The 21,524-nt window shown below is 72.0% G+C and carries 16 protein-coding genes; 10 read left to right on the top strand and 6 right to left on the bottom strand.

The window, feature by feature from the left end:
- Positions 1–159 precede the first annotated feature (159 nt).
- A complete protein-coding gene (locus tag ACN265_RS14565) occupies positions 160–864 on the bottom strand; it encodes a hypothetical protein (RefSeq protein WP_421408075.1) in 705 nt (234 codons plus the stop codon).
- 117 nt (positions 865–981) lie between these two features.
- Here ACN265_RS14565 and ACN265_RS14570 point away from each other — a divergent pair, with 117 nt between their 5' ends.
- Positions 982–1,209 carry a hypothetical protein gene (locus ACN265_RS14570; protein WP_204924296.1) on the top strand — a complete coding sequence of 76 codons (228 nt, stop codon included), beginning with the start codon at positions 982–984 and terminating at the stop codon, positions 1,207–1,209.
- Between the two features lie 40 nt (positions 1,210–1,249).
- Here the strand turns inward: ACN265_RS14570 and ACN265_RS14575 are convergent, their stop codons facing one another.
- Positions 1,250–1,747 (bottom strand): DinB family protein, encoded by a 498-nt coding sequence (locus ACN265_RS14575; protein ID WP_421408078.1) that lies wholly within the window; start codon positions 1,745–1,747, stop codon positions 1,250–1,252.
- A 185-nt stretch (positions 1,748–1,932) separates the two neighbouring features.
- Between ACN265_RS14575 and ACN265_RS14580 the strand changes: the two genes are divergently transcribed.
- Positions 1,933–2,631: a GyrI-like domain-containing protein gene (locus ACN265_RS14580; RefSeq protein WP_421411493.1), complete on the top strand. Its 699-nt coding sequence runs from the start codon at positions 1,933–1,935 to the stop codon at positions 2,629–2,631.
- Here ACN265_RS14580 and ACN265_RS14585 read toward each other — a convergent pair.
- The gene (locus ACN265_RS14585) at positions 2,616–2,963 is read right to left on the bottom strand and encodes a hypothetical protein (protein WP_421408081.1); all 348 of its coding nucleotides are present in this window, start codon (positions 2,961–2,963) and stop codon (positions 2,616–2,618) included. The genes ACN265_RS14580 and ACN265_RS14585 overlap by 16 nt on opposite strands.
- Positions 2,964–3,320: 357 nt before the next feature.
- On the opposite strand from ACN265_RS14585, the gene ACN265_RS14590 reads away from it, so the two are divergent.
- The 5 genes from ACN265_RS14590 to ACN265_RS14610 are packed head-to-tail and all read left to right on the top strand — an operon-like array spanning position 3,321 to position 10,705.
- A complete protein-coding gene (locus ACN265_RS14590) occupies positions 3,321–3,788 on the top strand; it encodes a hypothetical protein (protein ID WP_204924637.1) in 468 nt (155 codons plus the stop codon).
- A complete protein-coding gene (locus tag ACN265_RS14595; protein ID WP_421408083.1) occupies positions 3,788–5,182 on the top strand; it encodes a hypothetical protein in 1,395 nt (464 codons plus the stop codon). The genes ACN265_RS14590 and ACN265_RS14595 overlap by 1 nt, the downstream gene beginning before the upstream one ends.
- A complete protein-coding gene (locus ACN265_RS14600) occupies positions 5,179–6,711 on the top strand; it encodes a VWA domain-containing protein (RefSeq protein ID WP_421408086.1) in 1,533 nt (510 codons plus the stop codon). Before ACN265_RS14595 ends, ACN265_RS14600 begins: the two co-directional genes overlap by 4 nt.
- Positions 6,712–6,725: 14 nt before the next feature.
- On the top strand, positions 6,726–7,838 hold the full coding sequence (locus tag ACN265_RS14605) for an ATP-binding protein (protein ID WP_357927470.1): 1,113 nt from the start codon (positions 6,726–6,728) through the stop codon (positions 7,836–7,838).
- Positions 7,835–10,705 (top strand): DUF5682 family protein, encoded by a 2,871-nt coding sequence (locus ACN265_RS14610; RefSeq protein ID WP_421408089.1) that lies wholly within the window; start codon positions 7,835–7,837, stop codon positions 10,703–10,705. Before ACN265_RS14605 ends, ACN265_RS14610 begins: the two co-directional genes overlap by 4 nt.
- A 153-nt stretch (positions 10,706–10,858) precedes the next feature.
- Here ACN265_RS14610 and ACN265_RS14615 read toward each other — a convergent pair whose 3' ends face one another.
- A complete protein-coding gene (locus tag ACN265_RS14615) occupies positions 10,859–12,496 on the bottom strand; it encodes a hypothetical protein (protein ID WP_421408091.1) in 1,638 nt (545 codons plus the stop codon).
- Positions 12,497–13,025: 529 nt separating this feature from the next.
- Here ACN265_RS14615 and ACN265_RS14620 point away from each other — a divergent pair.
- From ACN265_RS14620 to ACN265_RS14630, 3 genes are all read left to right on the top strand, one after another.
- On the top strand, positions 13,026–14,531 hold the full coding sequence (locus ACN265_RS14620; protein WP_421408094.1) for a phosphoesterase: 1,506 nt from the start codon (positions 13,026–13,028) through the stop codon (positions 14,529–14,531).
- Between the two features lie 275 nt (positions 14,532–14,806).
- Positions 14,807–17,626, top strand: a complete 2,820-nt coding sequence (locus ACN265_RS14625) for a M14 family zinc carboxypeptidase (protein ID WP_421408097.1) — start codon at positions 14,807–14,809, stop codon at positions 17,624–17,626.
- 164 nt (positions 17,627–17,790) lie between these two features.
- Positions 17,791–19,386 carry a class I SAM-dependent methyltransferase gene (locus ACN265_RS14630; protein WP_421408099.1) on the top strand — a complete coding sequence of 532 codons (1,596 nt, stop codon included), beginning with the start codon at positions 17,791–17,793 and terminating at the stop codon, positions 19,384–19,386.
- Between the two features lie 70 nt (positions 19,387–19,456).
- On the opposite strand, the gene ACN265_RS14635 is transcribed toward ACN265_RS14630, so the two are convergent.
- Both ACN265_RS14635 and ACN265_RS14640 read right to left on the bottom strand, forming a co-directional pair.
- Positions 19,457–20,347, bottom strand: coding sequence for a hypothetical protein (locus tag ACN265_RS14635; RefSeq protein ID WP_204924308.1), 891 nt, complete (start codon positions 20,345–20,347; stop codon positions 19,457–19,459).
- Positions 20,348–20,629: 282 nt separating this feature from the next.
- Complete coding sequence (locus ACN265_RS14640) at positions 20,630–21,523, bottom strand: HpcH/HpaI aldolase/citrate lyase family protein (protein ID WP_420117316.1); 894 nt, start codon at positions 21,521–21,523, stop codon at positions 20,630–20,632.
- Between the last annotated feature and the right edge of the window lies 1 nt (position 21,524).

A 21,524-nucleotide genomic window follows, 5' to 3' on the forward strand; every position in this document is an offset into this window, starting at 1 on the left:
GCCTTTCGCCGGAAACTCGACCTGCGGTCAATACAAGCACCGGTTTCAATGCCTACCAAGGCACCGAACTGTCCTGAAGGCGACAAAAGCCTACCGGACCCCCGCAGACCCGTTCGCCCCGACGGCGGGCCAACTCCCGCCTTCGGCCACCATCGGTGCTCAGTGCGACGGCGTGTCGGCCCGGGTGCGGACGACCCGAGACCAGGCGGGCACCGGCAGGCGGGCGGTGGAATTGATGACGAGTTGGTGCCGGTCGCCGAGCTGGTCGTCAGCCTGGATCCTGATCTCGAACGGATCGCACTGCACGAACCCGTCGACGGTGAACGAGCCGAGCCGGTATCCCTCCGTGAGCTTGGGCTGCGGCGGAAGGGGCGCCCGACCCAACCAGAAGAACTCCGCGTCGACCGGTCGCACGCCCCGCGCGGCCAGCTCCTCCTGGAAGGTCTGGTACGGCAGCCAGGGTCCGTCACCGAACCGGTAGTCGACCCTGGTGACACCCGCGAACCCCGGGCCGGTGTTCGACAGGTGCAACTCCCAGCGATCGGCGTCGGTGGCGTGCGGTGTCCACGAATAACCGAAGCGGGGCTGGTTGGCGCGGGCGAACTGCGCCCGGGTCAACATCAGGCCGGCGAGGGCAGCCCCGATGGCGACAGTCGTCTGCAGGTCGACCAGCGAGAACCGCAACGGCCATTCGGTGGTCGCCGCGACATCGACGTTGCGACGGACGGCTTCCCAGACGAAGTTCACACCCAGCAGCCCGAGCACGACCGCAGGAAGCACGGTGAACAGGCGTGATCGCCGCACCGTGTGCCAGTGCGGCACCCCACCCGGCGCGCGGGTACCCGTGAAGTCACCGGTAGTCACCGTTCGACCGTAGTCGAGGGCGGCAACGCGGCTCGCGTACGCCCGCCGCCGACGGACGTCGGAGCGGCGTGGCGTAATCGGGTCGCGGGCCGGCCCGCCGGTGGGGACGATGTGGCGATGTCCGGCACACCCGAGGGGTTCACCTACCGCCTACGCAAGAACGGTGACGTGGAACTGCTGCACCACGGCCGCCTCGCCACCGTGCTGCGGGGCGTCGCCGCGGCCCGGTTCCTGACCGACGTGGACAGCGACGACCCGCAGGAGCTGATGGCCCGCCTCACCGGCAACTACCGGCACGGCAACGAACGGACCGCCAAACGGCACCCCCGCAACCGCGGCCGCTGACCCTCCGCACGCACCCGTCCCGGACCGGGGCCGTGGACCGTCAACCGTCGACGATCTGCTCACGGAGGATGTCGGCGTGCCCGCAGTGCTGGGCGAGTTCGCGGAGCACGTGCAGATACACCCACCGCAGCGGGACCGGTCCCATCCGGTGCCCGGACAGGACGTCGTCCAGGCCCAGCGTCGCGGTCGCCCGGCGGGACGCCGCGCAGGCCGCCCGGTACGCGTGCCGCACGCTGGCGACCGTGTCGCCGTCGTCGAGCACGAACGACTCCTCCGACGCGGCGGGGATGCCCAGCTCGGCGCGCGACCGGCCGGTGACGGCCTCGTCGAACCAGACCCGCTCCACGAAGGTCGCGTGTTTCACCAGGCCCAGCAGCGTGGTCCGGGAGGCCACCAGCGGGCGGCGGGCCTGTTCCTCGGTCAGCCCCTCCAGACAGCCGTCGAGCGCGGCACGGTGCTCGTCGAGGAACGCCTCGAACTGCGCAGCGAGCGGCTGGGCGACGACGGCTTCGGCGAAGGTCGGCGGAAAGGCGGGCATGCAGGACAGCATCCCAGACGCGCCGGTCGTCGACTGCCCGGGAATCCTCCTGACATAGTGTCGGTCGTACCTGCACGGGCACGTGGTGCCCGAAGGACCGCCGGAAGGAGGGTCGGGAGCATGACGAGATGTCCGGTCCGCTCCGGCGACGGGTCGACGGGCCACATCCCGGGCGGCGTCGACCGATGCCGGTGACGGGCCCCGCCGACGGGAAGGTCGACTTCCGCCGGACCCTGGACACCTACCGGGCGCAGCGGGGGCGGTTCCGGCTGGTCGACGTGCCCGACATGCAGTACCTGATGATCGACGGCCGGGGCGACCCCAACACCGCACCGGCCTTCACGGAGGCGGTCGAGACGCTCTATCCCGTGGCGTACCGGGTGAAGTTCGCCAGCAGGCGGGAACTCAGGCGGGACTACGTCGTCCCGCCGCTGGAGGGCCTGTGGTGGGCCGAGGACATGGCGTCCTTCACCACGGTGCGGGACAAGTCGCGGTGGCGCTGGACGCTGATGCTCATGGTCCCCGACTGGATCGGGCCAGGCATGGTCGCCGCCGCCGTCGCGCAGGTCGGGGCGAAGCGGCCACCCGGACGGATGGACGACGTCCGTCTGGAGCGGCTGGCCGAGGGGCGGTGCGTGCAGACCCTGCACGTCGGCTCCTTCGACGACGAGGCCGCCGTGCTCGCCCGTCTACACCACGAGTTCGTCCCCGCCCACCGGCTCCGCCTGACCGGCACCCACCACGAGATCTACCTGAGCGACTTCCGCAGGGTCGCCCCCGACCGGAGGCGCACCATCCTGCGCCAGCCGGTCGTCGCCGACACCCGGCCCGTCGGGGATCGTCGCGGGGCTGCCGCCGACGGCGGCGGTCAGCCGGCGCGGTAGCTCAGGTGGTAGCCCGGCGGCCAGCTGTGCAGGTTGTTGAGTTCGGCGGCCGGGCCGGTGCAGTCGGTCGTCCGGTAGCCGGCCACGGAGTGGAAACCTCCGCTCCAGGCGAGCAGCCAGGTCGCGTCGGTCGGGACGGGACGGCAGACGCCGTCGGGCGTGGCCTGCCGACCGACGACCTCGGTCGGGTAGCTGGAGTAGAAGACCAGCCCCGTGTCCGGGCTCTGGACGGGCTCGCCGGCGGTCGCGGACGACGTCGGCAGGATCGCGGTGAGCACGACGCCCAGGGCGACGGCGAGACCCGTGGCTGATCGGTGAACGGCGGCGCGCATGACGGTCTCCTTCGGTACGGCTGCGGTCCGTAATCCGGCGCGAGCCATAGAAAGTGACAGTGGTCGATATAACAATCCGTCGGGATGCGTGCGGTGTCAAGGAGCCGGGGCGGGGCAGCGGCCTGCCGATGGTGGCGTCGGAACCCCGCAGAGTGACGGAACGGCCGGTCGGACCGGACCTCGGGACGGGGCGACGGGAGGCCGTGGAAGTGTCGTACCCGTGGGCCATGATCTTGTGGTCACGGCGACGCCGGCCCGGCCGGCGCGCGCCATCAACCATGGTCGACGCCGGTGTTCCGGCGGGTGGGAGGACATGCGGTGACGGACGCTGACGAGGCCGCGGCGCGGCGGCGGAGCGTGGTGGCGGTGGTGCCACCGGCCCGGCCCCGCAAGCTGGCCAAGGTGCCCTTCGTCGAGCTGGCTGACGGGCGGTTACAGGGTGTGGTGTCCAGCGGTTCCGACATCGAGCGGGTCTACGTCTCGTCGGTGACCGCCGGTGACCACGCCTACCATTGCAGCACCAACAACAACCGGCCCTGCGGCGGGCTGCGCGGCGCGCCCTGCAAGCACCTGGAGGCCCTGGCCGACGAGGCCGTCCTCCAGTACGGCGTCGACCGGGTCGCCCGCTACCTGCGGGTCGACGCCGGTGACGGCACGCAGACCGGGGTCGAGCTGCTGTCCCGGCTGGACGCCCGGCACGAGCCGACCTCGGCCGCCGTGGTGTTCAGCCGGTTCCTGCGCCACCTGGCCTACCTGGAGCTGCCGGCCAGCACCGCCGTGCTGCCCGAGCTGCACTGGTTCCCGTCGACCGGGGCAGGTCGCTGATGCTCGGCACACAGCTGGCGCAGCTGCACGGCGACGCACCCACCGGGCTGGCCGACGCCGACGACGTGGTCGCCGGATTCGACGAGGCCCTGCTGCGGGGCTTCGCCCGGGTCGGCGAGGCGGACGCCGCCGCGCTGACCGCACTGGCCGCCGCGGTCGCGGGCACGCCGCTGGATGAACGGGTGGCCGACGCGGTGGGCAAGGTGACCGCCGGATCCATCGGGCAGGAACACCTGGCCGCCCTGGCCGGAGCCCGCACGGCGCTGCTGGGCGCGACCCACGACGCCCTGCTCGACCAGCTCGACACCGCCCTCGGGCGGCACCGGACCCCGTGGACGCCGACCGGCGAAGCGGGTGCCCCCTCCCCCGCCCGCGCCGCCGCCCGGTCCTGGCTGCACGAGACGGCCCTCGCCGGCTGGCGCGGCATCGACCACGAGCTGCTCTCCGCCGTCGGCACACCGGTCGAGGCTGCGTTGGCCGAGCCGGGGGCGCGCCGGCTGGCGGTGCTGCTCGATGGGCTCGCCGCCGAGCTGCGGGCCGGGTTGCCGGTGGCCACCATGGCGCAGCCGCCGGTACGCCGCTGGGCGGACCTGTGGGCCCGGGGCGTGCTGCTGGCCCAGGACGGGCCGGCCACCGACCCGACGGCCGGCACCACCCCGGTGAGCGGTCGCCTGCTGCCGCTCGGGGTCGACGTCCACGAGCACGAGACCGCCGTCCAGGCGCAGCTGCACGCGATCCTCGAACCGGCCGACGCCGGCACGCCCCGGCTGGTCCGGGTGACGGTGGGCGCGGCCAAGGTCGCCACGATCGGCGGCCCGGCGGTGTGGCGGCTGCTGTCGGCGTACCCGGTGCTGCTCACCGCGATCGCGCAGCGGCGGGCGCTGACCGTCACCGATCTGCCCGCGCAGGGTGGCGACCTGCACTGGGTCGATGGGCAGGCGCAGGCCGGCGAGCCCGCCGACCCGTTCGCCACCGCCCGGGTGCTGCTGGGCACGGCGACGGCGGCGGCGATCCCGCCGTTGGACCGGCATCCGGTGGCCATCGCCGAGCCGGTGCTGCTGGAGGGCTACACCGTGCACGACGGCGGGTCGACCGTCGACCTCGGCGGGCAGCGCCTCGCGGTCGCGCTGGACCGGCTGCCGGCCGCTGGGCCGCTCACCCCGGCGCTGGTCGCCGCCTCGTCGTCCTGCCTGGGCCTGGCCCGCTTCGACGGCGGCCGGTGGCTGGTGCAGCCGCTGGCGGTGCAGGCCACCGTCAAGCGCCGGCCGGTGGAGGCGCACAACGGCGACTGGGCCGACGGGGTGACCGACCCGAAGGTGGCCAAGGCCGAGGCCAGGGCGGGCGACGCCGTGGCCGTGCTGCGCGAACGCGCGGGACGGTTGCTGCGCCGATGAGCGACCCGACCCCCACGACCGGTGCCGTGCTCCCGGGTGACGTGCCGACCCCGGGCGATGTGGTGACCCCGGCCGACCTCGCTGCCGCCAACCGTCGGCAGGTGCTCTACTGGCGGCTGCTGGGGCGGCTCTTCGACCCCGACGAGCAGCCCACGCTGGAGGCGGCGAGCGTGGCCGTCGTCGACGACCTCGGCCTGCCCGCCGCGTTGCTGGACCCGACCGTGTCGGTGGACACCGTGGTGCAGCGTTTCCCCGCGCTCGCTGACGAACTGCGGGGCCTGCTCGCCCCCGACCCCGTCGGCCCGACCGACGACCGGCCCGTCGACGCCTCCCCCGACGCCGGGGCCCCGTCGGCCACGACGCCGGAGGCGACCACCGACGGCACGGAGGCGACGGAGGCGACCATCGACGGCCCGGGCGCGCCGGGCGGGGGTGACCCCGCCGACGGCGGGGTCCACCGGCCCGGCGAGGCCGAGGTACGCCGGGCCGCGCTGGTGTCGAAGCTGCTGCTCAACGTCTTCGGCACCGGGTCCGGGCCGGTCAGCGCCGGCCAGTTGGCCCGGTGGCAGGCCGACGCGGGTTGGTTCGAGCAGGCGCTCGGCTGCCCGCCGGGGGAGCTGCGTCGGCAGGGCGGCACCGGACTGGGCGCCACCCTCGCCGGGCTGGAGGGCGACCTGGTCCGCCGGATGCACCTGCGGGAGGTGCTGGCCGACCCGAAGCTGGCCGCCCAGCTCACCCCCAGCATGTCGCTGATCGAGCAGCTGCTGCGGGACAAGTCCAACCTGTCCGGGGTGGCGCTGGCCAACGCGAAGTCGCTGATCCGGCGGTACGTCGACGAGGTCGCCGAGGTGCTGCGGACCCAGGTCGAGCAGACCACCGTCGGCGCGATCGACAGGTCGGTGCCGCCGAAGCGGGTCTACCGCAACCTCGACCTCGACCGCACCATCTGGCAGAACCTCACCAACTGGAGCCCGGAGGACGAACGCCTCTACGTCGACCGGCTCTACTACCGGCAGACCGCCCGCAAGACCACCCCGTCGCGGCTGATCGTGGTGGTGGACCAGTCCGGGTCGATGGTCGACTCGATGGTCAACTGCACCATCCTGGCCTCGATCTTCGCCGGGCTGCCCAAGGTCGACGTGCACCTCATCGCGTACGACACCCGGGCGTTGGACCTGACCCCGTGGGTGCACGACCCGTTCGAGGTGCTGCTGCGCACCAAACTCGGTGGCGGCAACGACGGGCCGGTGGCGATGGCGATGGCCCGCCCCAAGATCGTCGAGCCGCGCAACACGGTCATGGTGTGGATCTCGGACTTCTACGAGTTCGACCGCTCCCAGCCGCTGTTCGACGGCATCGAGGCGGTGCACCGCTCCGGGGTGCGGTTCATCCCGGTCGGCTCGGTCAGCAGCTCCGGCCAGCAGAGCGTCAACCCCTGGTTCCGGCAGCGCCTCAAGGACCTGGGCACCCCGGTGCTCTCCGGTCACATCCGCAAACTCGTCTTCGAGCTCAAGAGCTTCCTCACCTAGGAGAATCACCCCTCATGTCCGAGATGTTGCGTGCCCCCGCCGAGGTCAAGTACGCCGACGAACTCGACTACCTGGAGTCGGTCGACACCGGCCCGAAGCCGTTCTCGTGGCGGTTGAGCCCGCGCATGGTGCGGCTGTTCGTCCTCGGCTCGGAACGGGCCGACGGTCTGGAGCGGGAGATCCCGCAGAAGTGGTTCGGTGACCGCAGTTTCGTCGAACGCAGCATCGTGACCCTGGCGTCGGACCGGGGCCTGCTGCTCATCGGCGACCCCGGCACCGGCAAGAGCTGGCTGGCCGAGCTGCTGTCCGCCGCGATCTGCCGCAACTCGACGCTGGTCGTGCAGGGCACCGCCGGCACCACCGAGGACCACATCAAGTACTCGTGGAACGTCTCGATGGTCATCGCCAAGGGGCAGTCCCGGGAGTCGATGATCCCGTCGCCGATCATGACGGCGATGGAGCAGGGCGTGGTGGGCCGCTTCGAGGAGCTGACCCGCTCCACCAGCGACGTGCAGGACGCGCTGATCTCCATCCTGTCGGAGAAGTACGTCTCCATCCCCGAGCTGAACGACGACAACATCGTCTTCGCCCAGCCCGGTTTCTCGATCATCGCCACCGCGAACAGCCGCGACCGGGGCGTCAACGACCTGTCGTCGGCGTTGAAGCGCCGGTTCAACTTCGTCCGCATCCCGGTGGTCACCAACAAGCGCAGCGAGGCGGAGATCGTCCGGTTCCGCACCGAGGAACTGCTACGCCGGCACCGCATCGAGCTGGACGTGCCGCCCACCCTGTTGGACATCCTGTTGCAGAGCTTCGCCGACCTGCGGGCCGCCGCCGCGTCGGCGACCAGCGACGACGAGAAGCTGGAGTCGGCGCTGTCCACCGCCGAGCAGATCGGGGTGCTGGAGGACGCCATCCTGCACAGCCAGTTCTTCGGCGACCGGGCCCTGCGGGTGGAGACGCTGGCCTCCTCGCTGGTGGGATCGTTGGCCCGACGCAGCCCGGAGGACCTGGCGATCCTCAACAAGTACCTGCACGGCGTGGTGGAGCCCCGGGCCAAGAAGAACGGCGAGGGCTGGGGCGGCTTCCTCGACGGCGGTCGCCAGGCGATCGCCTCGCTGTCGTGACCACCGCCGACGCCGGCACCGCCGCGCCGCCCGGCACCGCCCCGCCCGCGACCGCCGGACCGTTCGGGGCGCTGCGGGAGCAGCTCACCGACGCGGCGGCCACGTTCGCCGGTTCCGCCGACGCGCTGGCCGGCATCCTCGCCGGCATCGTCGACGACGTGGACCGGGCGCTGGGCGAGCGGTTGGAGATCTTCCCGGTCTGTCACCACTCGCCGGCCTCGGCGCTGGCGATGGTCCGCCGGCTGCGGCACAAGCAGCCCAAGGTGATCTACCTGGAGCTGTGCGAGGATCTCCAGCCGCTCCTGGGCGAGCTGCGCAACTGTCGGCTGCCGGTGGCGGTGCAGGCGTTCGCCTCCGAGCTGGACGGCTTCCCCGCCGAGTGGGGGCCGCTGAGCGTCGTCGCCCCGGTCACCGAGGCGTCCGCCGAGTACCAGGCGATCGCGTACGCGCTGGAGACACCCGGGGTGGAGCTGGTGCTGGTGGACCGCTCCACCGACCACGTCTTCCAGTGGTCACCGCGCGGCGACGCCCCGGCGGCCACCGACGCGCCGGCCGACACCGCGCCGCAGACGGCGGGCGGCGAGGCCGGGGAGCAGTCGGCCCTGCACGGCGACGCGGTCGGCGTGGAGATCGGCGACCTGCGGCCCCGGTTCGCCGAGCTGGAGGCGTACCTGCTGCACCACGGCAAGGTGCGGCACTGGTCGGAGTGGTGGGACCAGTACGTCGAGCGTCCCCTCGCCGACGCCGACCACGACACCTACCGGCAGGTGATGGTGCTGATCGGCAGCCTGTTCCGCCGGCTGCGGCCGGCCGGGTCGGACCGTACCGACCGGGACGAGGACCGGGAGCGCTACATGTGGACCCGGATGCGGGAGCACCTCGCCGCGTCCGGGGCCGACCCGGCGGACTGTCTCTACGTGTGCGGCGCGTTCCACGCCGCCAGCCGGGTCGAGCAGTTCGGCCTGGACTCCCCCGCCCCGGACTTCGCGATCACCCCCCGCACCGGCACCCGCTGGCGGTACGGGCTGATCCCGTCGAGCCACTCGGCCATCGAGGCGCAGTTCGGGCTGGCACCGGGGTCGGTGTCGATCGCCGCCGCCAACTGGACGCAGGCGGTCGGCCGGTCGGGACTGGCCCCGTACCGGCTTGACGGTCAGCGGGGCGTCAAAGGCGGCCGGGGCAAACGGAAGGCCGCCCCGCCGGTCGCCACGCCGGCCGGTCCGGTCGCCGACCGGCTCACCGGGTTCCTCGCCGCGCCACCGGCGCTCGACGGGCTGGACGAGGCGGAGCTGCGCGGGTGGTGCGTGGACATCGTCCGGTTGGCCCGCCGCAACGGGTACCTGGCCAGCACGGCCGACGCGATCGCGGTGTTCGAGACGTCGATCCTGCTGGCCGGGTTGCGCAACCGGGCCCGGCCCACCCCGTACGACTTCGCCGACGCGGCGGTGACCTGCATCGAGAAGGACGTCGTGCCGGGTCGGCGGGACGTGCGACGGCTCTGCGAGATCCTGCTCGGCGGGGACCGGATCGGGCAGGTCGGCTACGACGCCCTGCCACCGCTGGCCCGCGACGTGCTCGACCGGCTGCAACCCCTCGGCCTGGACCTGGAGAAGCGCACCATCCAGCGGGCCCTGCTGGACCTGCACGCCACCCCGGCGCTGGCCGGCTGCTCGGATCTGCTGTGGATGCTGCGGCACCTGCTGCCCGCCGACGCGGTCCGCCCGATCATGGGTGAGCGCCGGTTGGGGCACCGGTCGATCCAGGAGAGCTGGGACCTCGCGTTGGGCCGGCACCAGCGGGCGCTGATCGAGCTGGGCTACGAGGGGGTGACCGTCGAGCAGGTGCTGGAGCAGCGGCTGCGGCGGTCGGTCCGGGGCCCCGACGCGACGGCCGCCGGTGCTCTCGCCGCGGTGGAGGACGCCATCCGGTTGCTGGACAGCCCCCGGTTGGTCGACGAGTTGGGCGCGCGGGCCGTGGAACTGCTGTCCACCGAGCGCACGGTGGACGACGCCCCGGACGTGCTGCGGCGCATCCGCCGGTTGCTGGCCCACCACCGGGCCACCGCGCCGACCCTGCCGGCCTGGTGCGAGGCGTTCGTGACGACCGGGTACGCGCACTACTGCACCCTGTTGCCGACCGCGTTCGTCGAGGAGGAGACCGGGGTCCGGCAGGTCGGGGCGATGCTCGGCTTCCTGTTCAGCATGGAGAGCCTGGCGCTGTCGCTGGGCTGCGACCGGTCCCAGCTCGAACTCGCGGTGGCCCAGTCGCACCCGGAGAGCCCGGCGAAGGTCGCCCTGCTCTGGGCGGCCCGGCACCAGCTCGGCCTGCTGCCGCTGGCCGAGCTGCGGCAGCGCTGCGCCGACCTGCTGGGTAACCCGCTGGTGGTGCCGGCGTTCCCGAGATACCTCTCGGGTTTCGTGCACGCGCTGGAACCGGTGCCGGGGCTCGCGCCGTTCGTGGTGGAGACGATGTCCACCGCGTTCGCCCGGTTGCCCGACCCGGTGCTGCTGCCCTGGCTACCCACGCTGATCACCACCCTGCGCGAGCACGGCCCGGAGTTGGTGCCGCTGCTGGTGCGGGAGGCCGCGCGCACCTTCCCGGGGACGCTGCCCGAGCTGGACGCCTGGGTGCCGCCCTGGATGGGGCCGCCGGCCGGGCCCGCCCCGGTGGCCCGGCCGGGCGCGCCGACGGGGCAGGTGCACGGCCTGCTCGCGGCGCATCCGGTTGCGGTGGACGCGGTCGCCGGGCTGCTGGGCTGCGAGGGCGGCTGGTCGGAGCCGGTCGACGCCCCGACGGGGTCGGCGGCGGCGACGCTGCTGCTCGCCCATCCGGACACGGTGGAGGCGGTGTCGGTGCTGCTCGGCTGAGGCCGGCGGTCGTGCCGGGCGGCTGGTGGCCCGGCACGACCGCCGGTCGCCGGGTGGGGTGCCACCACCGCAGGTGTGGTGGCGGCACCCCACGGCCGGGTCACCGGCTGGGGGTCGTCGCCGGATCGCCGGGGTGGGTGGTCAGGGCCCGCGTCACGGGGTGTACGTCACGCCCGGGTAGTCGGCCTGGGCCTGGACGAACTGCGCCTGCCAGTCGGCGGGCCAGCCGCCGAAGGCGGTGGTGGCCAGCGGTTTGAGGCTGACGCCGGCCGCGCCGCTCCAGAAGTGCACGAACTCCCCCCAGTTGAGGTCCCGGGCGTAGACGCCGTCGAACTGGTGGAAGTGCTGGGACAGCAGCTGGAAGAACTTGTTGAGCACGACCTTGCCGCCGTAGTTCTGGTAGATCGGGTAGAACCAGTCCCGGAACCAGTACGTGTTGGCGACGGGGAAGTTGTCCGAGGTGAGCAGCTTCGCGTTCTTCCAGCGGGTGGCGTCGGTGGTCCGGCCGGTGCCGACGTAGCAGTCGTACTGGAAGATCTCGGCCCACTTGCTGTCGCCCCAGATGCCGTAGGCGGGTGAGCCGTTCACGCCGAACGCGGTGAACTCGACGGTGTGGTTCATCTCGTGGGAGATGACGTCCTCGTTGAGGTCGGTGTTTCCCCAGCCGCCGCCGCTCATGTCGTTGACGTCGCGGAATGCCGTGTTGGGGTCGAACTGGCTCAGCGCGAACCCGCCCGATCCCGCGTCGTCGTGCAGCACCTCGTACAGCCGCTGGCCGCTGAGGTTGCCGTAGTTGGCCTGGACGTACTCCCAGATCTGTTTGGCGTAGTCCTTCACCCAGGTCAGATCGGTCGAGGCCAGTCCCGGATCGCGGTAGATGGCCACGTTGGCGTCGTAGTAGTAGCGGGTGAGTGTCTCGTTGGGGGCGTGCCAGGTCTCGGTCCAGGTGGTGGCCGGGGTGGCGCTGAGGGTGGTGGTGTCGGCGGTGGCGTAGCCGGAGTTGCCGGCCACCCCCTCGGCCCGTAGCCGGTAGTAGTAGTGGGTGCCCGCCGGCAGTTTCAGGTTGTGGAACTTCGTGGTGCTGGCCGGCAGCACGTACGCGGTGCTCCAGGTGGTGCCGTTGGTCGAGCGTTCCAGCCGGTAGGCCGTCTCCCACCGGGTGTTGTCGGTCCAGGTGAGCCGGATCTGGTCGCTGGCCGCGGTGGCGAGCAGGCCGGTGGGCGCGGCCGGCGCCGGGGTGGTGGCGGTGGTGGTCCCGTAGATCTGCCACTCGCCGATCTGCATGTTGACCGACCCGTTGGTGGCGGTCACCCGCAGCCGGTAGTACCGGTAGGCGTTGGTGTTGCCGAACGAGTAGGTGTTGCGGTGGAAGCCGGTGATGAACGTCTGGTTGCTCTGGGTGTCCAGCGGCGTCCAGCTGCCGCCGGTGGTGGAGGCCTCGAAGACCCAGTTGCGCGGGTTGCGGTCGGGCCAGTCGTTGGCGGAGGTGACGGCGTAGCTGGTCACCACGGCCGCCGTGGTCGCCTCGAACTGGATCCAGCCGGCACCGCTGTAGGTGAAGTACTTGCGGTAGGGCGTGTTGTCGATGACCTTCTCGATGCCCTCGTCGCCGGTGGTCGACCACTGGTCGGTGATCGTGCCGGGGGTGTCGGTGATGTCCACCGCGGCGGCGAGGTGGACGCCCGGGAGGTGGCTCGGGGTCCCCGCGACGAGCAGGAGGATCGCGGCCACCGCGGCGAGCAGGGGCAGTGCCGCGCCCGGGGGCCGGCGGCGGATCGGGTCAGCGCGCATGGAGTGGGGTCCTCTCGGCGTGGTCGGTCCTAACCGGTGCGTGCCGGGAGCCGATGCCACCTCCCGGTGACCCCCGCGCACGCGGCACGACGGCCCGCCCCCGCTTCTCGGGGGGATCGGGTCGTCGAATAAATGGCGGGGATTGGCTCCGGAATGGCTTCGCCAGAAGCTTGACGAATCGGCCGGGCGACACCGGAATAGCATTCGATGTGGATGCCGCGACCACTCCCCGTTGACCGTCTGCGCACCGAATACTAGTTGCGGCATAGCAAGCGGTCAATGAGACCTCTTTCTCACCGATGAGCGGGAAATGCAATTACATAGATATCCCACCCGTGGGAGGCAACCCGGGACGACAGCCGGGGCCCGGGTGGGTGACGGTCCGGCCACCGGCCGGGCCGGGCACGCGGCGGCGCTGGCCGGCCGTCGTTCACTCCCATCCCGCGCGCCGTGCAGCGGCTGTTCACCCGCCTCTCGGAGGCTTCGTCACCGACACGGTCGACACCCGGATCACGTGGAGGGCTCTGCAGTGCAGCACAGGAATTCCGAGGACGCCACAGGCGGTCAGCTGTCACGCCGCCAACTGGTGAAGTACGCGGGCGTCGGCGCGACGCTCGCCGCCGCCGGCCCGTTCGTGGGCGTCGAGGCGGCCCACGCCGATCCGGACCGGCAGGATCAGGCGACGGCCGGCGCAGGTCGGGCCGATGACCGGATCTGGCGGGCCGGCGACCACCACATCCACTCCGAGTACAGCGGGGACTTCGACACCTCGACGAACCCGCCGACGTTCCACAAGGGCGCCGACGCGGTCTATCCCATCGTCACCAACGCGATCATGGCGAAGAACTTCGGACTGACCTGGGCCATGTGCACCGACCACGGTGGACCGACGCACTCCAAGGTGAACCTGGAGCAGGCGTACCCCGATCTGCTGCGGTCCCGCCGGCTGGTGCCCGAGGTGTTGCAGTTCTGGGGCATGGAGTTCGACGCCCCGGCGATGGACCACCACACCCTGATGATCCCCCGGCACGCCGACGAGGCGAAGCAGCTCTTCGAGCTGGAGAGCCGGTTCGCCAAGCGGGACCCGTTCCCGGCCGACCCGGGCCGCGACACCGAGGCCAAGATGGTGGAGTTCCTCAAGGTGGCGCGGAACATGCCGCACAAGCCGCTGGTGATCGCTCACCACACCTCCCGCTCGGCGACCGGGCTCGGGGTGTACGGGCAGGACCTCCCGCACGAGTTCCGCAACGGCAACGACGCGGCCCCGGACGTGTACGTCGGCTTCGAGGGCGCCCCGGGCCACCAGGCGGGCCCACTCAACGGCAGCGCCCGCGGCGGCTACGGCAACCACCCCACCTACGGCGGCTACGACCAGGCGACCGCCCGGGTCGGCGGGCTGTGGGACGCGCTGCTCGGCGAGGGGCGACGCTGGTGGATCACCGCGACGTCCGACTCGCACGTGCACTGGACCCGGGGCGGCACCGACTTCTGGCCGGGTGAGTACAGCAAGACCTACGTGCTGGCCCGGCAGGAGTACCACGACATCATGGACGGCCTGCGCCACGGGCGGATCTTCGTCACCACCGGTGACCTGATCAGCCGCCTCGACGTCACCGCAAGCAGCCAGGGACACTCGGCCGGCTCGGGTGAGACCGTCACCGTCAGCCGCCGCAACCGTACCGACGTGGACGTCGTGATCCGGTTCCGGCCGCCGGCCGGGACGAACGGCAACGGCGACCGGCCGCAGGTCCGGCGGGTGGACCTGATCGTCGGGCAGGTGACCGGACCGAGCATCGACCGGGACGCCGACACCAACCCCACCACCGCGGTGGTGGCCCGGTTCGGTCCGCGCGACTGGCAGCAGCAGGGTGCCCAGTACGTCATCCGGCACACCCTGCGCGACGTCGGGGTCGACAGCTACCTGCGGGTCCGCGGCACCAGCACCGACGAGGCGGAGCCGCTGGCCGACGGGCTGGAGAGCCCGTGGAGCGACCTGTGGTTCTACTCCAACCCGGTGTTCGTCCGGGTGCGCTGACCGCCCGGTCCCGGCCCGCCGTCGGCGGGCCGGGGCCGCCCGCACCCGGTCGACGACGGTGAATATGATCAGGCGTACGGCGGAGGTTCCCCCCGGGCGGACGACGGTCCAGGGTGGACGCCGACTCGCCATGAAACGCCCGCGTTCGAGCGGGTGTGGGGCAATTGGCGAATCGCGTACCGGTCCCCGGTTGTGAATCTTGACCACCCGAAAGCGCAGGTCATACGCTCCGGGCACCCTTGATTCATTTCCCGGGAAGGGAAACGAAACGCCTCATGCGAACGCCGATATTCCGCTCCGCATCGCTTTCCCGCCAGCGGTTGGCCAGCGCCACCGCCATCGTCCTCCTGGCCGGAATCACCCCCCTGGTGGTCGGCCCGTCCGCCTCCGCCGCGCCCCCGACGACGTGTAGCACCGACCCCACCGACCGGTTGGCATCGGTGCCCAGCCCGGAGAGCTTCCTCGGCTTCCCGCTCGGCACCGGCCAGGAACGGGTGGTCACCAACGAGGAGGTGCGGGGCTACCTCGACGCCGTGGACACCGCCTCGAAGCGGGTCGTCACCGGCGTGATGGGCACCAGCGTGCTCGGCCAGCCGCTGCCGTACGCGATCGTGTCCAACGAGCGCAACGTGCGGCCGGCCGTGCTCAAGGGCATCGCCGAGGACGTCCGCTCGCTGCGCGACCCCCGCCAGGTCAACCAGCAGCAGGCCGGCGAGATCGCCGAGGCGGCCCCGGCCATCGTCTGGGTCACCGCCAACGTGCACGGCGGCGAGAAGAGCGGCACCGACGCCGCCCTCAAGACGCTGTACGAGCTGGCCGCCGGGCTGTCCTGCGAGGTCCAGCAGCGCAACGACAACCTGGTCACGATCATCGTGCCGACGCAGAACCCGGACGGCCGCGACGCCAGCCGCCGGCAGAACGAGTACGGCTTCGACATGAACCGGGACTGGTTCGCCCGGACCCAGCAGGAGACCGACGGCAAGCTCGAACTGATGCGCAAGTACCCGCCGCAGGTCTTCATCGACGCGCACGAGATGGGCGGCCGGCAGTACTTCTTCCCGCCCAACGCCGACCCGATCCACCACGAGATCTCCGGCGAGGCGGTCGACTGGATCAACCGGATCGGCGAGGCCAACAAGGCCGGCTTCGGCTACAACGGCGCGTGCGGCGGTGCGGTGACCACCGAGTGCTACTTCAACTACTCCACCTACGACCTGTTCTTCATGGGGTACGGCGACACGGTACCGGCCGCCGGCTTCGGCGCCGCCGGCATGACCTTCGAGAAGGGCAGCTCGTCGGCGGTGGCCGACCGGGTGCAGCAGCAGTTCCACACCCAGTGGTCGACCCTCGGGTGGGCGGCGACGCACAAGGTCGAGGTGCTCAACGGCTGGTTCAAGGTGTGGAAGGACGCCCTCGCCCAGGGCCGCGCCGGCACGCTGGAGCCCAACGAGGTGGTCCAGCCGACCAACACCGTGCAGTTCCCGGTGCCGAACCAGACCGTCAGGTCGTACTTCCTGCTGCCCGACCGGCAGCTCGCCGACGCCCGGCAGCTCGTCGAGCGGCTGCGCCGGATGGACGTGGAGGTCTACCAGGTCAAGAAGGCGGTCAAGCTGCCCACCGCGAAGCTCTTCGGTGGTCGCTCGGCGACCAACCTGACCGTGCCGGTGGGGTCGTACTGGATCCCGATGAACCAGCCGCAGAAGCACTGGATCCAGGCGATCATGGGCGAGGACCCGTACACGCCGTTCCCGTACTTCTACGACGTGTCGTCGTGGAGCAACCCGCTGCTGATGGGTGTGAACGCCGTCTACACCGGCGCGGACGTCAAGCCCAACGCCGAGCTGATCGACAAGATCCAGAACACCGGTGGCGGCAAGATCCTGGCCGCGCCGCCACTGAAGGGCTCCTACACCTACGAGCTGGACTCCGCCGCCGCGGCCGAGTTCACCTTCACCCTGCTGGGTCAGGGCGTGCAGCTCGTCCGGGACCTCGACAACGGCCAGGTGGGGATGCCCGCCGGCGCGTTGACGCCGGAGCTGAACACCACGGCCAAGAAGCTGGGCGTCACGCTCACCCCGTACACCACGGCGGCCGTCGGCACCCCGATCAGCCGGCCGGACGTCGGCCTGTTCCAGGGCACCGGCATCTCCACCACCTCCGGCTCGCACGGTGAGGCCCGGTACGTGCTGGGCAAGCGGTGGGGCCTGGACCTCACCCCGGTCACCACCGCCGACATCAACGACAGCACCCCCGCCTTCACCGGCCGCACGGTGCTGCTGGTGCCGGACGGCAGCAACGCGACAGGTGGGCTGACCGCGACCGGGCAGGCCAACCTGCGCAACTGGATCGCCCAGGGCCACACCTACCTGGGCCTGCGCAACGAGGGCACCCGGATGGCCCGCGCCGCCGGGCTCACCTCGACCACCGAGAAGCCGAAGCCGACCGGCTACACGGTGATCGGCTCGCACCTGCGGGTCGACGTGGATCCGGACAGCCCGGTCGGGCTGGGCCGGCCGGCGGAGGACTTCGAGTTCAACAACAACGACCCGATCCTCACCCCCAGCAGCACCGGCCGCAACGTGCTGCGCTACCCGAGCGGGGACACCTTCTGGGCCAACGGCTACACGGTGCAGGGTGACGCGCTCAAGGGCACGGTCGCGGTGGTGGACGAGCCGACCGGCGCCGGGCGGGCGGTGCTGTTCGCGTTCAACCCGCTGTTCCGGGCGTACAACGAGAGTGGTCTGCACCTGGTGGCCAACGCGCTGCTCTACCCGGGCGGCGGCACCGCGGCCCGGACCGCGTCGCCGGTCCCGGTCGACCCGGCCCGCGCCGCCGCGGCGGCCGCCCCGGTCGCCGAGAACCTGGGCGGACAGTGGCGGCCGTTCACCCTCCAGGTGGCCGCCGGTGACCTGGCCCGCGCCGAGGCGGTCGTCGACAGGTACACCGACACCGCCCGGGTATCCGTGGCGGACGGCTCGGCGTACCTGGTGATCCCGAACCCGGCGGGTCTCCAGATCGACGAGCACCCGTTCCTGGGTGACCTGGTGCGGACCCTGCGGGCCGAGCAGGTCCCGCTGCGTTCCGTGGTGGGTTAGCACCCGCCAGGGTGGGGGCGACGCCGCACGGCGTCGCCCCCACGCCCGGTCCGGGCACCGCGCCTCCCGGCACCCCCACGCCGCACCGGCAGCACGTGCGCCGCCGCGACTGCCACCCCACCCCCGCGCGGAGCCGGCCATCCGGCGTCGGCTAGGAACGGTGCATGCCCCGCTACCTGCTGTTTCCCGGCCGACATCACCTGCTGACCCGGTTCCAGGCCGACTATCTGCACCGGCTCGCCACCGGCGGTCACCACGACGCTGCCGACGGCGACCACGCCGGTGCCGACGCCGGGCCGACCGGCACCGGCGGCCGGGTCACCGACGACGAGGCCACCGTGGTCTGGGCGGTCACCTCGGCCAACCACGAGAACACCCGCCGCAACCCGGTCCCCTACCACCGGCGGGAGGCGGCGATCGAACGGTTCAGCGTGCTGGCCGGGCTGCGGTCGGTGGTGGTGCCGGTCTTCGACACCGCCGAGACCGACCGGTTCGCCGAGGTGACCCTCAAGAACGTGGCGGCCACCGCCGGCCTGGAGCTGACCCCGGAGAACACCGTGGTCGCCTGCTCGACGCCGCAGGTCGCCGCCATGTACGCCCGGTTGGGGTTCCCGCTCGCCGGGGTGGAGGCCGACGTCGACCCCACCCCCGCCCGGCCCTGGGACGTGCTGTTGCGGCTGGCCGCCGACGACCCGTCGTGGCGGGAGCTGGCCCACCCCGCCACCCTCGATGTCTACGCCCGCTACCGGCTCGACGACCTGGTCCGTTCGGTCGTCAACGATCCGGTGGTCGGGGACGAGGGCGGGCTGACCGCCACCCGCGACTACCGGACGTACGCCGAGGCGTTCGCCGACGCGGCGCAGCGCAAGTGGGCGGCGGTGCGCGAGCACGTGCGGCCCGGCCGGATCGTCGACGTCGGCTGCGGCGCGGGCGCGGTGCTGGAGCTGGCCGACCGGGAGCCGACGCTGCGGGAGAGCGACCTGATCGGGGTCGAGGTGGCCCGCCACCTGTACGAGGAGTGCGTGCACAAGAAGGCACAGGGCTTCTTCGCCAACCCGAACGTCTTCTTCTACCGCCGCAACGTGCTCGGCGGGGCGGTGTTCGCGCCCCGCTCGGTGGACACCACGATGACCTTCGCGCTGACCCACGAGATCTGGTCGTACGGCGATCGGATGGCGTCGCTGCGCCGGTTCGTGCAGGCCATCTACGACCACACGGTGCCCGGCGGGGTGTGGATCAACAGCGACGTCTGCGGGCCGGACGGCCGGGACCGGACGGTACGGCTGCGGCTGTCGACCACCGACGGGGCGAACCCGGCCCGGCCCCGTGCGGATCTGGCGTCACTGCCGGCCGACCAGGTGGCCGCGCATCTCGCCGGGCTGTCCACGCGGGCCCGGCTGGACCAGTTCGCCGTCGACTACCGGTTCCCGTTCGGATTCCGCCCGGTCGACGACGGCACCGGCGCGGTGGTCGAGCTGCCGCTCGGCGCGGCGATGGACTTCCTCACCCGCAAGGACTACACCGACAACTGGCTGTCCGAGACGCAGGAGGAGTTCTGCGGGCTGGAGTGGGCCGACTGGAAGGCCCTGCTGGCCGACGTGGGCTTCGAGGTCGACCCGGCCAGCGGCCCGTACCGCAACGACTGGATCGTCACCCACCGGCTCGCGCCGACCGCGGCGCTGTCGACGGTGGACGGGGCGACGCTGGACTGGCCGGTGACGCACGTGCTGCTGGTCGCCCGCCGGCCGGTCAACACCTGACCCGGCGGGAGGACGGAAGGCCGGGGACGGGAGGGATCCTCCCGCCCCCGGCACCGCCGTCAGGAGCCGGTCAGGACAGGAACTTGTCCAGCGCCGCCTCGATGGTGCCGCTGTCCGGGGCCGCGTACGCCTTCATCGTCGTCTTGTTGTACGAGATGAAGCTCGGGCACCGGGTCGCCGGGGCGTTGACGACCCCGCCGTCGCCGATCTTCTCCGCGGTCTTCGCGGCGTAGAAGGTCAGCTGGTAGCGCGAGGAGATGTACGAGACGCTGACGTTCTTGCCGTCGCTGGCCTTGTAGTCGCACTTCTTGGGCGCGCCCTCGCTGCCCGGGACCATCGACATGCAGCCGACCACCGACACGCTGGTGAAGTCCGCCGACTTGGCGTAGTACCGCTTGTCGGAGCCGACGATCTTCGACGACCAGAACGACGGCCGCTCCGGGTTGTTCGAGAAGACGTACGCCTTGGCGGTGGCCGGGCCGCTGTAGGTGGCCGCGTTGAGGATCGGGCTGCCGTCGCAGACCGACGACAGGTCGCTGGAGTAGCGGGCCGTCACGGCGTTGTTGTTGTTGTTCGGCTGCTCCGTGGGCGGGTCGGACGCCTGCGGAGTGGACGAGGGTTCCGTGCCGGAGCCCTGGTTGGCGGTCGCGCTCGGCGTCGGGGTCGGGTCGGGCTCGTCGTCGTTGCCGACCAGGGCGAGCCCGATGCCGGCGCCGCAGAGCGCGAGGATGAGGACCACCGCGCCGATGATGAGGCCGATGACCAGGCCCCGGTTCGACTTCTGCGGCGGCACGGGAACACCGAACTGCGGGGCCTGACCGTACTGCGGGGCCTGGCCGTACTGCGGGGCCTGGCCAGGCTGGCCGTACGCCGGGTAGCCGGCGGGCGGTGCCGGCGGCCCGCTCCACGGGGTGACGTTCGGATCCGGCTGTTCTCCGTACGGAGGGTGACTGTTGCTCATCTGAAGCCCTTATCGCTGTCGACGGTACCCAGGCACTGGATCATCGGTCAGGGTAGTGAGCGGCACAAACCGAGGCGCTGGTTGTCGGGTGACAACCAACGTCGGTCGACCACACGGGGTGAGGCGGAGTGACGCTGTGTATCTGTCACTGTTCCGTCGGCAGGAACGTCAGCACCAAAACGAGAGCTCCGGACGCCGAATGTGGGGCACGGAAAAGGGATTCGGCCCGGAACGTGCCTTCCGTGCCCGCCACTGCGAGAACGGTTCACAATGTGACGTAGATCATTGCCGCACATCCCGATGATCGGCAACCGTCGGCGGCCCGGCCGGCTCCTCCCCCCGGCGCAGCACCTCCGCGGCGGTCCGGACCACGGCCCGGTCCAGCAGCCGGCCGGCTGCGTCCGTGGCCACCCCCGACCCGTCCCGACCAGCCCGTTCCCACGCGTCGAGCACCGCTCTGGCCGCAGCAACCTCAGCCGCCGTCGGGGTGAACATCGCGTTGATCGTCGCGAGCTGACCCGGGTGGACGGCGCTGCGGGCCCGGAACCCCTGCCGCAGCAGGATGCCGGTGGTGCGTTCCAGCAGCTGCGGATCACGCAGCGCCGTCTCCACCGGGCCGACCGGCGCGACGATCCCCACCGCCGCCGAGGCCACCACCACCTGCGACCGGATCGGCGCGAACTCGGCCCGGTCCGGCCCCGGTTGCAGGCCCAGTTCCCCGGCCAGGTCCGCCTCGCCGAGCCCCAGCCGCAGCACCCGGGGCGCGGCCGCGACCTGCGCGACGGTCAGCACGCCACGGGCGGTCTCGACCAGGGCCACCACACCGAAGGTGCGCTCGGCCAGCCCGAGTCGACGTTCCGCCGCGCCGAGCGCCCGGTCCACCTCGTGCAGCAGCTCCGGCTCCGCTTTGGGCACCCACACGCCGGCCGCCGCCGCCGACAGCACCGCCACGTCCGCCTCGACCTGGTCGCTGTTGATCCGGACCCACCGCTGCCCGGGGTCGGTCACGTCGGCGAGCGCGTCGGCCACCGTGCGGCGGGCCTGTTCCTTGTGGGCAGGGGTGACGGCGTCCTCCAGGTCCAGCACGAGGGCGTCCGCCCCCCGACCCGGGGCCTTGCCGATGAGGTCCGCCCGGTCACCCGGGACGTACAGGTAGCTACGCGCGACAGGCTGCACC

The sequence above is a fragment of the Micromonospora sp. WMMD730 genome, assembly GCF_049178955.1.
GTDB lineage: Bacteria > Actinomycetota > Actinomycetes > Mycobacteriales > Micromonosporaceae > Micromonospora > Micromonospora wenchangensis.